Here is a 14,433-nt window from a genome sequence, read left to right on the forward strand (position 1 = left end):
GCTCACGACCCGGCGTTGACGTTGGCGAATACGAGGGCGGCGATCGCCAGGACCAGGGAACCGGCGAGCAGCGCGCTGAGGTAGGTCTGCACATTGCCGGTCTGGGCGCGGCGGACTGCCGTGCCGAGCCAGCGTGCGCCGGTGCCGGAGCCGCGTACGTACGTGTCGACGACCTCGCGGTCGAGGAAGCGGACGAGGCTCGCCGCGGCTTGGACGGGGCGGACGAACAGCGTCGTGTACAGGGCGTCGAGGTGGAAGCCGGTGGCGGCGTGGCGGTGGAGCGGGCCGAGCAGCAGGCGGCCGGGGTCCGCCGGGTCGGGGGCGTCCCCGTCGGTGCCGTAGGCGGCGGTGTGTGCCGACAGGGCCTGGGCCTCGACGAGGGCGGGTTCGGCGTCGGGGTGGGCGACGACGGTGCCGACGGGCGTGCGGGCGGCGAGTGCCGAGGTGTGGCGCCAGGCGCCGTAGGTGACGAGTCCGCCGACGAGGCCGACGCCCGTGGAGAGGACGGCGGTGGTCAGGGACGGTGTGAGGGCGTGGCCGTCGAACCAGTCGGTGATCACGCCGACGGTCAGTCCGAAGGTGATGGTGGGGACGGCGAGGACCCAGAGGACCGCGGTCATCGCGACGGGCTGCCTGCCGTGGTCGGGGGCCTCTGCGCCGCGGCCCCGGAAGGCGAGGAGCCAGAGGCGGGTGGCGTACGCGGCGGTGAGGACGGCGGCCAGCAGTCCGCCGACGAGGACGATCCAGCCGGCGGCGGACGGGGCGACGTGCCGGTCACCGAGTGCGGTGTGCTCGGCGGCGACGAGGACGGCTTCCTTGGAGAAGAAGCCGGAGAACGGCGGGATGGCGGCGAGCGCGAGGAGGGCGACGGTCATCGTCCAGTAGGCGTCCGGGATGCGCTTCGTCAGGCCGCTCATGCGGGACATGGCGGCCAGTGAGTTGGTCCCGGCGGCGTGGATGACGACGCCCGCCGCGAGGAAGAGGACGGCCTTGAACGCACCGTGCGAGAGGAGGTGGAAGACGGCGGCACCCCGGTCGCCGACGGCCAGTGCGCCGGCCATGTAGCCGAGCTGTCCGATCGTCGAGTAGGCGAGGACGCGCTTGATGTCGTCCTGCGCGAGGGCGGCGAGTCCCGAGCCGATCATGGTGACGGCCGCCATCACGGCCAGGACGACGAGGGCCGCGCCGGACTGGGCGAAGACGGGGAGGAGCCGGGCGACGAAGTAGATGCCGGCGGCGACCATCGTCGCGGCGTGGATCAGCGCGGAGACGGGGGTGGGGCCGGCCATCGCGTCGGGCAGCCAGGTGTGCAGGGGGAACTGGGCGGACTTGCCCGCGACGCCTGCGAGGAGCAGCAGGGCGATGACGGTGGGGTGGTCCAGGCCGCCGTTCGCGACGGCACCGAGGATGCCGGTGATGCGGAACGTTCCGGTGTCCGCGGCCAGCGCGAACAGTCCGATCAGGAAGGGGACGTCGCCGAGCTTGGTGACCAGGAAGGCCTTGAGGGAGGCGGCGCGGGCTTCGGGCGTCTCCCAGTAGTGGCCGACGAGGAAGTACGAGCAGATGCCCATGATCTCCCAGCCGACCAGGAGCACCATCAGGTCGCCGGAGTAGACGACGAGGAGCATCGCGGCGGTGAAGAGGGAGACGAGGGCCGCGTACGAGGGGTAGCGGGGGTCGTCGCGCAGATAGGAGGTCGAGTAGATCTGCACGCAGGTCGCGACGAGCCCGACCAGGACGGCGACGAGGACCGCGAAGCCGTCGAGGTGCAGGGCGAGGTCGATCGGTACGGAGCCGGTGGGGGTGAGGCGGGTCGCCGCGTCGATGGCGCGGCCGCCGCCCTGGTCGGAGGCGACCACGACGGCGAGCACGAAGGCGGCGAAGGTGGGCAGTACGGCGAGGGGGCGTACGTAGCCGGGCGCCGTGCGCCCCAGGAGGAGGCCGGCTGCGGCGCCCAGGAACGGAAGGAGGGGGACGAGGACGGCGAGGGTCGGGGTGGTCACGCGGTGGCCTCTGCCTTCTTTGCCTTCCCTGCCGCAGCAGTGGCCTGGTCGTCGGTGCCGTGGGTCTCGTCGGCCTCGTCGCCGGGGAGGTTTTCGGCGGCGTCGGTCTCGGCGGTGTCGCGGAGGCGGTCCACGTCCGAGGTGCCGCGGTTGCGATGGACGGCGAGGACGATCGCCAGGCCGATACCGATCTCCGCCGCCGCGATGGCGATGGTGAAGAGGGCGAGGGCCTGACCGGAGTGCAGGGCGTCGCGCAGCCAGACATCGAAGGCGACCAGGTTGAGGTTGACGGCGTTGAGCATCAGCTCGACGGACATCAGGACCAGGATCGCGTTGCGGCGCGCGAGTACTCCGTACAGCCCGACGCAGAAGAGGAGGGCGGCGAGCACGGCGGGATAGGCGAGGTGCATCAGCTCTGCTCCTTACCGTGCTTGCGGGACAGGACGATCGCGCCGACGAGGGCGGCGAGCAGCAGGACGGAGAGTGCTTCGAACGGCAGCACCCAGTGCCGGAAGAGGAAGGCTCCGGTCACCTCGGTGGAGCCCTGGGCCGGTCCGCCGAGGTCGATCCAGGTGGCACGGAAGGCGTCGACGACGACCCAGACGAGTGTGCCGGCGGCGGCCACGGCCACGCCGAGCGCCGGCCAGCGGTTGCCCGAGTCGGCGTCCGGGGAGCGGCCGATGGGGGCCTTGGTGAGCATCAGACCGAAGAGGAGGAGGACGACCACGGAACCGACGTAGATCAGTACCTGCACCCAGGCGATGAACTCCGCCGTGAGCAGGAGGTATTCGACCGCGAGGCCGCCGAGCGCCACGACCAGCCACAGGGCGGCATGGACCAGTTGCCTGGTCGTGACGGTGAGGAGAGCCGCGCCGAGGGTGGCGATACCGACGAGGACGAAGACGATCTCGATGCCGGTCGGGGAGAGGAAGCCGGGGTGGGCGGAGTGGGCCGCCGCGCCTGCGAGTGTCACTCCTCCCCCTCCTTTTCCTGCTGGGTCTGCTGAGGCTGCTCGGGCTGCTGGGTCTTTGGTGCCGGCTGAGTCTCTTGGGCTTCTTGAGCCTGCTGGGCCTGCTGGGCCTGCTGGGCCTGCTGGGCCTGCTGGGCCTGCTGGGCCTGCTGGGCTTCCTGCGCCTCCTTGGCGCGCTGGGCTTCGAGTTTTTCCGCCGTCTTGCGGGCGGCGGCGAGCTCTTTCGGCTCCTCGGCGCCCGGGTCGAGCGCGGGCGGTTCGGGCACCGTCCACATCCATGCGCGGAGCTTGTCGCGTTCATGGGTGAGTTCGAGGATGTCCGTCTCCGCGTACTCGAACTCCGGTGACCAGAACAGCGCGTCGAAGGGACACACTTCGATGCAGATTCCGCAGTACATGCAGAGCGAGAAGTCGATCGCGAAGCGGTCGAGGACGTTGCGGCTGCGCTCGCGACCGCCCGGGGCGGCGGCGGGCACCGTCTCCTTGTGGGAGTCGATGTAGATGCACCAGTCCGGGCACTCACGGGCGCAGAGCATGCAGACCGTGCAGTTCTCCTCGAACAGGGCGATGACGCCGCGGGAGCGGGGCGGGAGTTCGGGCTGGACGTCCGGGTACTGCGCGGTGACCGACTTCCTCGTCATCGTCCGCAGTGTGACGGCCAGTCCCTTGGCCAGGCCGGAACCGGGGATGCGCGGCCGGGAGGACGGGAGCGACGCAGCCATCAGTTGATCGCCACCTTCACGATGCCGGTGAGCGCGATCTGCGCGAGAGCGAGCGGGATGAGGGTGGTCCAGGCGAGCTTCTGCAGCTGGTCCTCGCGGAGCCGGGGATAGCTCACGCGCAGCCAGATGACGACGAAGGCGAGGACCGCGGACTTGAGGAGCGTCCAGACCCAGCCGAGTCCGTCGGCGCCGAACGGGCCGTGCCAGCCGCCGAGGAAGAGGACGGTGGTCAGTCCGCACAGGACGACGATGCCCGCGTACTCGGCGAGCAGGAACAGGGCGAAACGGAGGCCGGTGTACTCGGTGTACGCACCGAAGATGATCTCCGAGTCGGCGATCGGCATGTCGAACGGCGGGCGTTGCAGTTCGGCGAGTCCGGCGACGAAGAAGACCAGGGCGCCGACGATCTGCCAGGGCAGCCACCACCACTCGAAGGCGTTGAGGATGCCCGGGAGGGAGACGGTGCCTGCCGCCATCGCGACGGAGGCGGCGGCGAGCAGCATCGGCAGTTCGTACGCGAGCAGTTGGGCGGCGGTCCGTAGTCCCCCAAGGAGGGAGAACTTGTTGGCCGAGGCCCAGCCGGCCATCAGCGAGCCGAGCACTCCGACGCCCATCACGGCGAGCACGAAGAAGATGCCCGCGTCCACGACCTGTCCGACGGCGCCCTCGCTGGGGCCGATCGGTACGGCGACGAGCACGAGGAGGTACGGGAGCAGCGCGACGGCCGGCGCGAGCTGGAAGATGCGGCGGTCGGCGCCGGCCGGGACGATGTCTTCCTTCTGCGCGAACTTCACGCCGTCCGCGACGAGTTGCGCCCAGCCGTGGAAGCCGCCCGCGTACATCGGACCGAGACGGCCCTGCATATGGGCCATCACCTTGTGCTCGGTCTGCCCCACGACGAGGGGCAGAACCATGAACACGGCGAAGACGATGACGAGCCGGAGGGCGATGTCCAGTGCGTCGTTCACGCGGAATCGCCTCCGGCGGGGTGGTCGGGGGCCGACTCGGGAGCGGAGTCCGCGGAAGCGGAGTCCGGGATCGGAGTGGCGGGTCGGTCGGGAGCCGTGCCCTCTGAGGTGTCCGCGGGGGGCTCGGTCTCGGTTTCGGGAGAGGTGGCGGATGGCCGGCGGGCACGCGTCTCACCATCGGCGGTGTCGCGGGTCCGGTCGGTGTCGCGGGTCCGGTCGTTGTCGCGAGTCCGGTCGTTGTCGCGAGTCCGGTCGTTGTCCCGCTCCGGGGTGGCGTCGAAGGCGGGGCGGGCGTGGTGCCAGGGGGCGTCGGCGCTTCCGGGGCCCGGCTGGGCCGCCCCCGTCCCCGTCTCCTTCTCCGACGCGCCCGCTCCGGTCCGTCCTGGTGCCTCGGCGGGCGCCGCTCCCGGTGCCTCGGCGGGCGCCGCTCCCGGTGCCGCCGCCTCCCGCTGCTGACTCGTCGAGCCCTCGGACGCGCTGCGCGCACGACGCGGCGACACCGCAGGCCCGGACCCGGCAGAGGGTGCGGACCCCGCAGAGGGTGCGGATGCCTCCGGCTGCTGACTCGTCGAGCCCTCGCTCACGCTGCGGGTGCGGCGTACCGGGCGGTCGCCCGCCGCGCGCGGGGTGCGGGCCGGGCGGGAGGGGGCGGGCGGGAGCTGGCCCTTCAGGGGGCCCCATTCGTTCGGGTCGGGGACGCCGGGCGGCAGCATCGTGCGCCGCTTCGGGCCGCCGTGCTCCGACTCGCCCGGTTCCTTCGCGCCCGGCCATGCCTTCGCGACGCGTGCCGCCAGTACGAAGTCCTTGCGGAGCGGGTGCCCCTCGAACCCCTCGGGCAGCAGCAGCGGCACCAGATGCGGGTGTCCCTCGAAGCCGATGCCGAACATCTCGTGCGTCTCGCGCTCGTGCCAGGCAGCGCCGGCGTAGACGTCGACGGCGGTGGGAAGCACCGCCTCTTCGTGCGGAACGGTCGTACGGATCAGCAGCCGCCGGACCCTGCCCCGGGTGGGGGCCGCGACGTGGGCGCAGACCCGGAAGCCGGTCCCCGGTTCGTCGACCGCGCTCAGCCAGTCGAAGTAGGTGCAGCCCAGCCGGTCGCGGGCCGTTTCGAGGGCGGCGATCCAGGAGGTGGCCGGCACGTCGACGGTCAGCAGGTCGTACGCGTACTCGGCCGTGGCGTCGTCGCCGAAGAGTTCGGTGACGGCGTCCGGCAGCCGGTCGTAGGCGTCCGCGGCAGGGGTGCTGGTCATGTGCCGTCCTCCCCCGGTGTCGGCGGGGCGGCGACCAGGCCGCTGCGCAGGGCGGCGGTGGAGGGACGGCTGCCGCCGCCCGTCGTGTACCGCTCGCCCAGCGACTCGCGGGCGATCTTCTCCTGAAGCTTGAGGATGCCCTGGAGGAGCGCCTCGGGCCGGGGCGGGCAGCCGGGGACGTAGACATCGACCGGAATGATCTGGTCGACGCCCTTCGTCACGGAGTACGAGTCCCAGTACGGGCCGCCGCAGTTGGAGCAGGCGCCGAAGGAGATGACGTACTTCGGCTCGGGCATCTGCTCGTACAGCCGCTTCACGGCCGGGGCCATCTTGTCCGTCACCGTGCCGGAGACGACCATGAGGTCGGCCTGGCGCGGGCCGGGGGCGAACGGGATCACTCCGAGCCGGATGAAGTCGTGCCGGGCCATGGAGGCGGCGATGAATTCGATCGCGCAGCAGGCGAGCCCGAAGTTGAAGACCCAGAGGCTGTAGCGACGGCCCCAGTTCAGGACCACCTTCATCGGCTCGGGAGCCAGGCGCGAGAGGACACCGAGCCGCTTGGGCTCCGGCAGGAACGTCGGAACGACCTCCGGTGCGGATCCCTCCCCGGGCAGCGGTGCGGATCCCTCCCGGGACAGCGGTGCGGATCCCCCCTCGGGCAGCGGTGCGGACGCCGCTGCGGGCCCCTGTTCCGGCTGCTTCGCGGGCCGGTTCCCGGGGGGCGGCGGGCTCGTCACGTCCATTCGAGGACGCCCTTCTTCCATGCGTAGAGCAGTCCTACGGCCAGGAAACCGAGGAAGATGAACATTTCCACCAGAGTCGTCGCCCCGTATCCGGGTGCGGCGAATACGGTCGCCCACGGAAACAGGAAGATCGAGTCAACGGCGAAGATCACGTACAGGAAGGCATAGACGTAATAACGGACCTGGGTATGTGCCCATCCTTCACCCACGGGGTCCACGCCGCACTCGTACGTCAGGAGCTTCTCCGGCGTGGGAACCACGGGGCGCAGCAGCCGGCCGGCCCCGAAGGCGACGGCGACGAACAGCACGCCGATCACGGCGAGCAGTCCGACCACTGAATAGCTGTGGAAGTAGTCCGACGCGAGAACGGTCGGTTCCGGCAGTTCCGCCATGTCCGTCCCCCGCTCCCTCGAACCTGTTCGACGATCTGTACGCACGGGAGTCTAGGCCCTGTTAAAGAGAGGGTAAGCAGCCGCGTCGGGCAGCGGGTGGGGATATCCCTACTTCCCCCCACCCACGAGCCCCATGGCGTGCGCGGGTTCCGCCCGGCAGGCTGGGCGTATGACCATGAGCCCCTCGGTGCCCGACAACGACCGGCCACCGCCCGCCCGCTTCGCCTTCGATCGGTGGACATGGAAGGAGATCGCCCATCTCCTGGCGAATCTCCCCCTGTCCATTGCCTGGTTTGTTTACACGGTGTTCATGATCGGCCTCGGCGTGGGGCTTGCGGTCACGGTGATCGGTCTGCCTCTGCTCGCCGCCGGGCTTCATGGGGCGCGGGTGATCGGCAGGAGCGAGCGGGCCCGGGCGCGGGCGATGCTCGGGGTACGGATCGACGAACCGAGCCCGGTGGCCCACTCCCGCAAGGAACAGGGGTTCTTCCCCTGGCTGTGGGCGAGCATCTCGGACCCGGTGGGCTGGCGGACGGTGCTGTACTCCTTCATGCGGCTGCCCTGGGGGATACTCACCTTCACCGTGACGCTCGTGAGCCTCTTCGTGCTGTGGCCGGTGCTCCCCTACATCGCACGGCTCCTCGCCAACGCCGACCGGGCGATGGCCCGCGGCCTGCTCTCCCCTTCCGACGAGTTGGAGCGCAGGATCGCCGAACTGGAGTCGGACCGCGGGGTCGTCGTCGACACGGCCGCCGCCGACCTGCGCCGCATCGAACGCGACCTGCACGACGGCGCACAGGCCCGCCTCGTCGCCCTCGCCATGGGGCTCGGCCTGGCGAAGGAGAAGCTGAACGACGACCCCGAAGCCGCGGCCCGCATGGTCGACGAGGCCCACGGCGAGGTCAAGGTCGCCCTCCAGGAACTCCGCGACCTCGCCCGCGGAATCCACCCCGCCGTCCTCACCGACCGAGGACTCGACGCCGCACTCTCCGCGATCGCCTCCCGCTGCACCGTCCCCGTCACGGTGGCGGTGGACCTGCCGACGCGCCCCGCGGAGGCGATCGAGGGCATCGCGTACTTCACGGTCTCCGAGCTGCTGCAGAACGTCAGCAAGCACGCGCACGCGACCCACGCGTCCGTCGAGGTGTGGCGGACCGCGGACCGGCTGCTGCTCCAGGTCAGCGACAACGGGCGCGGCGGCGCCCGGATGGACGGCGGTACGGGCATGGCCGGGCTGGCCGAGCGGCTGAACGCCGTCGACGGGCTGTTCGTCCTCGACTCGCCGGCCGGCGGCCCCACAACGGTCACCGCGGAGCTGCCCTGGCGCGACCGCGAGAACAGGCAGGACCACATGAACAAGCGCGCCCCCGAGAACAAGCGCGACTCCGGTAACAAGCGCGACCGCGACAACAAGAAGGCGCCGAACCGCACCGGGGCCGCCAGGCACCCGTAGGGCCTCGCGCTCGGCCCGCCCGGACCCGGCACCAGTCCCCCGGACCGCCCAGTCCGCCCGGCCCGGCGTCACCACGCCACCACGACACCACGCCACCGCATCACCGCGCCACCGCATCACCACGCCACCACGCCACCACGCCACCACGCCACTGGGTAGGGAAAACCCCCGGCCCAAGAGGGATACCGGCCTCATGGTGCGCCGGCCTGCGGCCCAGCACCCTTGCTGTACCGGCCGGAACCCCGATACCGCGCTCCGGCACCACCGGAGAGACCGGCTCCCTGAGCAGGACACGAGACGAAACGGACTGCACCCATGGCCACGGCATACGGACCGGACACTCGGGACCACCAGCGGTCCGGAGCGGGTTCGGGGAACCATCCTCCGGCGAAGCGCTTCCTCCCGGCCGTGCTGCGCGCGCCTTTCGAGGGAAGGGTCTGGCGCGAGTTCGGCCATCTGCTGCTGAGCCTGCCGATCAGCACGGTGATGTTCAGCCTCTCGATCGCCCTGACGTCGCTGAGCATCGGCATGCTGATCACCTTTCTCGGCGTTCCGATCCTGGCGGGCACGCTGGCCCTCTGCCGGGGTTTCGGCGCGATGGAGCGGGCGCGGGCACGGGTGCTGCTCGGGCTGGACGTGGCAGACCCGGCGCCGGTGCGCGGCAGTACCGGCGGCCTGATGTCCTGGGTGGGGGCGGCCCTCAAGAGCGGGGTGTCCTGGCGGCATCTGCTCTACGCGCTGCTGCACTTCCCGTGGGCGGTCTTCGCCTTCATCGTCTCGGTGACGCTCTGGGCGAACGGGTGGGCGGCCCTCACCTACCCGCTGTGGCGCTGGGTCTTCCCCGCGTACGTGGGCGTCGACGGCGTTCAGCTGTACGGGGACAAGAACCATCAGGCCTACCTCGACTCGCCCGTCGAGCTGGCCGCGACCAGCGTGTGCGGGCTGGTGCTCGTCGTGATCACCGTGTGGATCATCCGTGGTCTGGCGTGCGTGGACCGGCTGATGGTGGCCGGGCTGCTGGGCCCGTCCCGGCTGGCGACGCGCGTCTCGGAGCTGGAGTCGGACCGCGGGGTCGTCGTCGACACGGCCGCCGCCGACCTGCGCCGCATCGAACGCGACCTGCACGACGGCGCACAGGCCCGCCTCGTCGCCCTCGCCATGGATCTGGGGCTGGCGAAGGAGAAGCTGAACGACGATCCGGAAGCCGCGGCCCGCATGGTCGACGAGGCCCACGGCGAGGTCAAGGTCGCCCTCCAGGAACTCCGCGACCTCGCCCGCGGAATCCACCCCGCCGTCCTCACCGACCGAGGACTCGACGCCGCACTCTCCGCGATCGCCTCCCGCTGCACCGTCCCCGTCACCGTCGGCGTGGACCTGGCCTCCAGGCCGGCGCAGGCCATCGAGGGCATCGCGTACTTCACGGTCTCCGAGCTGCTGCAGAACGTCAGCAAGCACGCGCACGCGACCCACGCGTCCATTGAGGTGTGGCGGACCGCGGACCGGCTGCTGCTCCAGGTCAGCGACAACGGGCGCGGCGGCGCCGACACGTCCTCGGGCAGCGGGCTGGCCGGGCTGACCGAGCGGCTGAAGGCCGTGGACGGCGTACTCGTCGTGGATTCCCCGCAGGGCGGCCCGACGCGGATCACCGCCGAGCTGCCCTGGCGCGGCTGACCGCGCGAGCTGCCCCGGCGCGGCCGACCGTACCCACGGAGCCGCGCCGACCCGCTGACCACGCCTGCGAAGGCATGCCGACTGACCGCACTCACGGAGCCGGGACACAGGGCGGCCGATACTGGGATGCTGGGTGTCGTAGGCGTACAGGTGGGATCAGCGAGCAGTGGGGGAAGACAGCGTCATGGTGGAGGACAGGGTGCGGGTGGTCATCGCCGAGGACTCGGTACTGCTTCGGGAGGGGCTGACCCGGCTGCTGACCGATCTCGGGCATGACGTCGTCGCCGGGGTGGGGGACGGCGAGGCGCTGATCAAGGCGGTGCGCGATCTCGCGGGACAGGACGCGCTGCCCGATGTGGTGGTCGCCGACGTGCGGATGCCGCCCACCCACACCGACGAGGGCGTGCGGGCCGCGGTGCGGCTGCGCAAGGACTATCCCGGGATCGGGGTGCTGGTCCTTTCGCAGTATGTGGAGGAGCGGTACGCCACCGAACTTCTGGCCGGATCCAGCCGTGGTGTGGGGTACCTGCTGAAGGACCGGGTCGCCGAGGTCCGCGAGTTCGTGGACGCGGTGGTCCGGGTGGCGCAGGGCGGAACGGCGCTGGACCCGGAGGTGGTGGCGCAGTTGCTGGGACGGAGCCGTAAGCAGGACGTCCTGGCCAGGCTGACGCCGCGCGAGCGCGAGGTGCTCGGCCTGATGGCGGAAGGGCGGACGAACTCCGCGGTGGCCCGGCAGCTGGTGGTGAGCGACGGCGCCGTGGAGAAGCACGTCAGCAACATCTTCCTGAAGCTGGGCCTGTCCCCCAGTGACGGGGACCACCGCCGCGTGCTGGCGGTGCTGACCTATCTGAACTCCTGATGACCTGACACCCTGTCAGTTGCCTGATGAAAGCCGTTCCGGGGCCATCACGGCGGGCCGGTGACGGCCGCCGGGGTGACATGGGCCCGGTTCGAGGGCCGACCGGGGTCCTAGAACCAAAGAATGAGCACACAGCGTCTTCGTCGAATGACCGGGGGGCTTGCGAAACATGACAAAGCGGTATCAAATCGCGTCTCACGATGACGTCCACCATGCGATCGGTCAAGGGAAGGCGACCCTTACCGACGTAGGGTGGACCTCGGGACCGCCGGCGGGCCGGCCGGTCCCGAGCCGCCGCCCCGAGGGAGGTCCAGTTCAGTGACCAGCCAGGTCAGTAGCCCAGCCGATCAGGCCGATGAGGCCGGCGAGGCGCTCGTCGGGGGACAGCGTGCCCCCCGTCCCGATCACACGGACGCCCGCGCGAACGGGAAGGAGATCCGCCGCCTGGACCGGGTGATCATCCGCTTCGCAGGTGACTCCGGAGACGGTATGCAGCTCACCGGTGACCGGTTCACCTCGGAGACCGCGTCCTTCGGGAACGACCTCTCCACGCTGCCGAACTTCCCCGCCGAGATCCGCGCCCCCGCAGGCACCCTGCCGGGGGTTTCGTCGTTCCAGCTGCATTTCGCCGACCACGACATCCTGACGCCGGGCGACGCGCCCAATGTCCTGGTCGCGATGAACCCGGCCGCCCTCAAGGCCAACATCGGCGATGTGCCGCGCGGCGCCGAAATCATCGTCAACACCGATGAGTTCACCAAGCGCCCGATGGCGAAGGTCGGCTACGCGACCAGCCCCCTGGAGGACGGGTCGCTGGAGGCGTACAACGTCCATCCGGTGCCGCTGACCACGCTCACGATCGAGGCGCTGAAGGAGTTCGGGCTCTCCCGCAAGGAGGCCGAGCGCTCGAAGAACATGTTCGCGCTCGGGCTGCTCTCCTGGATGTACCACCGGCCGACGGAGGGAACCGAGACGTTCCTTCGCGCCAAGTTCGCGAAGAAGCCGCAGATCGCCGAGGCGAACGTGGCCGCGTTCCGCGCCGGATGGAATTTCGGGGAGACCACGGAGGACTTCGCGGTCAGCTACGAGGTGGCGCCCGCCGCGCAGGCCTTCCCGACGGGTACGTACCGCAACATCTCCGGGAACCTGGCGCTGTCCTACGGGCTGATCGCCGCGGGCCGGCAGGCGGAACTGCCGCTCTACCTGGGCTCGTACCCGATCACACCGGCCTCCGACATCCTGCACGAGCTGAGCCGGCACAAGAACTTCGGCGTGCGCACCTTCCAGGCCGAGGACGAGATCGCGGGCATCGGTGCCGCGCTCGGTGCCGCGTTCGGCGGATCGCTCGCGGTGACGACGACGTCCGGGCCGGGGGTGGCCCTGAAGTCGGAGACCATCGGGCTCGCCGTCTCCCTCGAACTGCCGCTGATCGTCATCGACATCCAGCGCGGCGGCCCGTCCACCGGTCTGCCCACCAAGACCGAGCAGGCCGACCTGCTCCAGGCGATGTACGGGCGCAACGGCGAGGCCCCCGTCCCGATCGTGGCCCCGCGGACCCCGGCGGACTGCTTCGACGCCGCACTCGACGCGGCCCGCATCGCACTGACGTACCGCACCCCGGTCTTCCTCCTCTCGGACGGCTACCTCGCCAACGGCTCCGAGCCGTGGAAGATCCCCGAGATCGACGAGCTCCCCGACCTGCGCGTCCAGTTCGCCACCGGCCCCAACCATGAACTGGCCGACGGCACCGAGGTGTTCTGGCCGTACAAGCGCGACCCGCAGACCCTGGCCCGCCCGTGGGCCGTCCCCGGCACCCCCGGTCTCGAACACCGCATCGGCGGCATCGAGAAGCAGGACGGCAGCGGCAACATCTCGTACGACCCCGCGAACCACGACTTCATGGTCCGCACCCGCCAGGCCAAGATCGACGGCATCACGGTCCCCGACCTCGATGTCGACGACCCCGGCGAGGCGCGCACCCTCGTCCTCGGCTGGGGCTCCACCTACGGCCCCATCACCGCCGCCGTCCGCCGGCTGCGCGCCGCCGGACACCCCATCGCCCAGGCCCATCTGCGCAACCTCAACCCCTTCCCGGCGAATCTCGGCGAGGTGCTGGAGCGCTACGACAAGGTCGTCGTGCCGGAGATGAACCTCGGCCAGCTGGCCACGCTCATCCGGGCCAGGTACCTGGTCGACGCGCACAGTTACAACCAGGTCAACGGTATGCCGTTCAAGGCCGAGCAGCTGGCGACGGCCCTCAAGGAGGCCATCGATGCCTGACACCAACGAACTGCTCCAGCTGGTGCCCAAGGCCGAGGCCAAGCAGTCCATGAAGGACTTCAAGTCCGACCAGGAAGTGCGCTGGTGCCCCGGCTGCGGTGACTACGCCGTCCTCGCCGCCGTCCAGGGGTTCATGCCCGACCTCGGACTGGCGAGGGAGAACATCGTCTTCGTCTCCGGCATCGGCTGCAGCTCCCGCTTCCCGTACTACATGAACACCTACGGGATGCACTCCATCCACGGCCGCGCCCCGGCCATCGCCACCGGTCTCGCCTCCTCCCGCCGCGATCTGTCCGTCTGGGTCGTCACCGGCGACGGAGACGCCCTCTCCATCGGCGGCAACCACCTCATCCACGCGCTGCGCCGCAATGTGAACCTGAAGATCCTGCTCTTCAACAACCGGATCTACGGGCTCACCAAGGGGCAGTACTCCCCGACCTCCGAGGTCGGCAAGATCACCAAGTCCACGCCGATGGGCTCCCTGGACGCCCCCTTCAACCCGGTGTCCCTGGCCATCGGCGCGGAGGCGTCCTTCGTCGCCCGCACCATCGACTCCGACCGCAAGCACCTCACGAGCGTGCTGCGCGCGGCGGCCGACCACCCCGGCACGGCGCTCGTGGAGATCTACCAGAACTGCAACATCTTCAACGACGGCGCCTTCGAGGCCCTCAAGGACAAGGAGCAGGCGCAGGACGCGGTCATCCGGCTGGAGCACGGGCAGCCGATCCTCTTCGGCACGGACAACGGCAAGGGGGTCGTGCGCGACCCGGCGACGGGCGATCTGGAGGTCGTCGCGGTCACCGAGGAGAACCGGTCGCGGATCCTCGTCCACGACGCCCATGCCGCCAGCCCGACCACGGCCTTCGCGCTGTCCCGGCTCGCCGACCCCGACACACTGCACCAGACCCCCATCGGGGTGCTGCGCAGCGTCGACCGGCCGGTCTACGACACGCAGATGGCCGAGCAGCTCGACGCCGCCGTCGAGCGGAACGGCAAGGGCGACCTGGCCGCGCTGCTCGCGGGCAACGACAACTGGACGGTCGTCGGCTGAGGGCTGTCGGTGACCCTCTCCGGCCCGCGGCACCCGGTAGCGCTTCCGTGTCGCCGGACGGGCTGTTTTTC

13 protein-coding genes are annotated in these 14,433 nt (G+C 70.6%); 5 read left to right on the plus strand and 8 right to left on the minus strand.

The features are described 5' to 3' along the window. Positions 1-2: 2 nt before the first annotated feature. The 8 genes from ACFVUT_RS19040 to ACFVUT_RS19075 are packed head-to-tail and all read right to left on the minus strand — an operon-like array spanning position 3 to position 7,048. Entirely contained in the window at positions 3-2,003 is a 2,001-nt protein-coding gene (locus ACFVUT_RS19040; RefSeq protein WP_389652403.1) for an NADH-quinone oxidoreductase subunit L, read from the minus strand. Next, entirely contained in the window at positions 2,000-2,413 is a 414-nt protein-coding gene (gene nuoK / locus ACFVUT_RS19045; protein WP_389652406.1) for an NADH-quinone oxidoreductase subunit NuoK, read from the minus strand. The genes ACFVUT_RS19040 and nuoK overlap by 4 nt, the downstream gene beginning before the upstream one ends. Then, positions 2,413-2,976: an NADH-quinone oxidoreductase subunit J gene (locus ACFVUT_RS19050; protein ID WP_389652409.1), complete on the minus strand. Its 564-nt coding sequence runs from the start codon at positions 2,974-2,976 to the stop codon at positions 2,413-2,415. The genes nuoK and ACFVUT_RS19050 overlap by 1 nt, the downstream gene beginning before the upstream one ends. Continuing rightward, positions 2,973-3,695, minus strand: a complete 723-nt coding sequence (locus ACFVUT_RS19055; RefSeq protein WP_389652412.1) for a NuoI/complex I 23 kDa subunit family protein — start codon at positions 3,693-3,695, stop codon at positions 2,973-2,975. Before ACFVUT_RS19055 ends, ACFVUT_RS19050 begins: the two co-directional genes overlap by 4 nt. Beyond that, a complete protein-coding gene (locus ACFVUT_RS19060) occupies positions 3,695-4,663 on the minus strand; it encodes an NADH-quinone oxidoreductase subunit H (RefSeq protein ID WP_389652415.1) in 969 nt (322 codons plus the stop codon). The genes ACFVUT_RS19055 and ACFVUT_RS19060 overlap by 1 nt, the downstream gene beginning before the upstream one ends. Next, positions 4,660-5,913: an NADH-quinone oxidoreductase subunit C gene (locus ACFVUT_RS19065; protein WP_389652417.1), complete on the minus strand. Its 1,254-nt coding sequence runs from the start codon at positions 5,911-5,913 to the stop codon at positions 4,660-4,662. Before ACFVUT_RS19065 ends, ACFVUT_RS19060 begins: the two co-directional genes overlap by 4 nt. Continuing rightward, the gene (locus ACFVUT_RS19070) at positions 5,910-6,656 is read right to left on the minus strand and encodes an NADH-quinone oxidoreductase subunit B (RefSeq protein ID WP_389652419.1); all 747 of its coding nucleotides are present in this window, start codon (positions 6,654-6,656) and stop codon (positions 5,910-5,912) included. Before ACFVUT_RS19070 ends, ACFVUT_RS19065 begins: the two co-directional genes overlap by 4 nt. Further along, positions 6,647-7,048 (minus strand): NADH-quinone oxidoreductase subunit A, encoded by a 402-nt coding sequence (locus ACFVUT_RS19075; protein ID WP_389652422.1) that lies wholly within the window; start codon positions 7,046-7,048, stop codon positions 6,647-6,649. Before ACFVUT_RS19075 ends, ACFVUT_RS19070 begins: the two co-directional genes overlap by 10 nt. Before the next feature lie 169 nt (positions 7,049-7,217). Between ACFVUT_RS19075 and ACFVUT_RS19080 the strand changes: the two genes are divergently transcribed. From ACFVUT_RS19080 to ACFVUT_RS19100, 5 genes are all read left to right on the plus strand, one after another. Beyond that, positions 7,218-8,501, plus strand: a complete 1,284-nt coding sequence (locus tag ACFVUT_RS19080) for a sensor histidine kinase (protein ID WP_389652424.1) — start codon at positions 7,218-7,220, stop codon at positions 8,499-8,501. 315 nt (positions 8,502-8,816) lie between these two features. After that, the gene (locus ACFVUT_RS19085) at positions 8,817-10,172 is read left to right on the plus strand and encodes a sensor histidine kinase (RefSeq protein ID WP_389652427.1); all 1,356 of its coding nucleotides are present in this window, start codon (positions 8,817-8,819) and stop codon (positions 10,170-10,172) included. A 184-nt stretch (positions 10,173-10,356) separates the two neighbouring features. After that, the gene (locus ACFVUT_RS19090; protein ID WP_389652430.1) at positions 10,357-11,031 is read left to right on the plus strand and encodes a LuxR C-terminal-related transcriptional regulator; all 675 of its coding nucleotides are present in this window, start codon (positions 10,357-10,359) and stop codon (positions 11,029-11,031) included. A 318-nt stretch (positions 11,032-11,349) separates the two neighbouring features. Next, positions 11,350-13,311, plus strand: a complete 1,962-nt coding sequence (locus ACFVUT_RS19095) for a 2-oxoacid:acceptor oxidoreductase subunit alpha (RefSeq protein ID WP_389652433.1) — start codon at positions 11,350-11,352, stop codon at positions 13,309-13,311. Continuing rightward, positions 13,304-14,362 carry a 2-oxoacid:ferredoxin oxidoreductase subunit beta gene (locus tag ACFVUT_RS19100; protein WP_389652435.1) on the plus strand — a complete coding sequence of 353 codons (1,059 nt, stop codon included), beginning with the start codon at positions 13,304-13,306 and terminating at the stop codon, positions 14,360-14,362. The genes ACFVUT_RS19095 and ACFVUT_RS19100 overlap by 8 nt, the downstream gene beginning before the upstream one ends. The last annotated feature ends 71 nt before the right edge of the window (positions 14,363-14,433 follow it).

Source organism: Streptomyces sp. NPDC058051 (assembly GCF_042885475.1).
Lineage (GTDB): Bacteria > Actinomycetota > Actinomycetes > Streptomycetales > Streptomycetaceae > Streptomyces.

Excerpts from the sequence above, each read along its gene's own strand:
- nuoK (WP_389652406.1), bottom strand. The coding sequence starts at position 2,413 with ATGCACCTCGCCTATCCCGCCGTGCTCGCCGCCCTCCTCTTCTGCGTC.
- ACFVUT_RS19055 (WP_389652412.1), bottom strand. The coding sequence starts at position 3,695 with ATGGCTGCGTCGCTCCCGTCCTCCCGGCCGCGCATCCCCGGTTCCGGC.
- ACFVUT_RS19065 (WP_389652417.1), bottom strand. The coding sequence starts at position 5,913 with ATGACCAGCACCCCTGCCGCGGACGCCTACGACCGGCTGCCGGACGCC.
- ACFVUT_RS19070 (WP_389652419.1), bottom strand. The coding sequence starts at position 6,656 with ATGGACGTGACGAGCCCGCCGCCCCCCGGGAACCGGCCCGCGAAGCAG.
- ACFVUT_RS19075 (WP_389652422.1), bottom strand. The coding sequence starts at position 7,048 with ATGGCGGAACTGCCGGAACCGACCGTTCTCGCGTCGGACTACTTCCAC.
- ACFVUT_RS19080 (WP_389652424.1), top strand. The coding sequence starts at position 7,218 with ATGACCATGAGCCCCTCGGTGCCCGACAACGACCGGCCACCGCCCGCC.
- ACFVUT_RS19085 (WP_389652427.1), top strand. The coding sequence starts at position 8,817 with ATGGCCACGGCATACGGACCGGACACTCGGGACCACCAGCGGTCCGGA.
- ACFVUT_RS19090 (WP_389652430.1), top strand. The coding sequence starts at position 10,357 with ATGGTGGAGGACAGGGTGCGGGTGGTCATCGCCGAGGACTCGGTACTG.
- ACFVUT_RS19100 (WP_389652435.1), top strand. The coding sequence starts at position 13,304 with ATGCCTGACACCAACGAACTGCTCCAGCTGGTGCCCAAGGCCGAGGCC.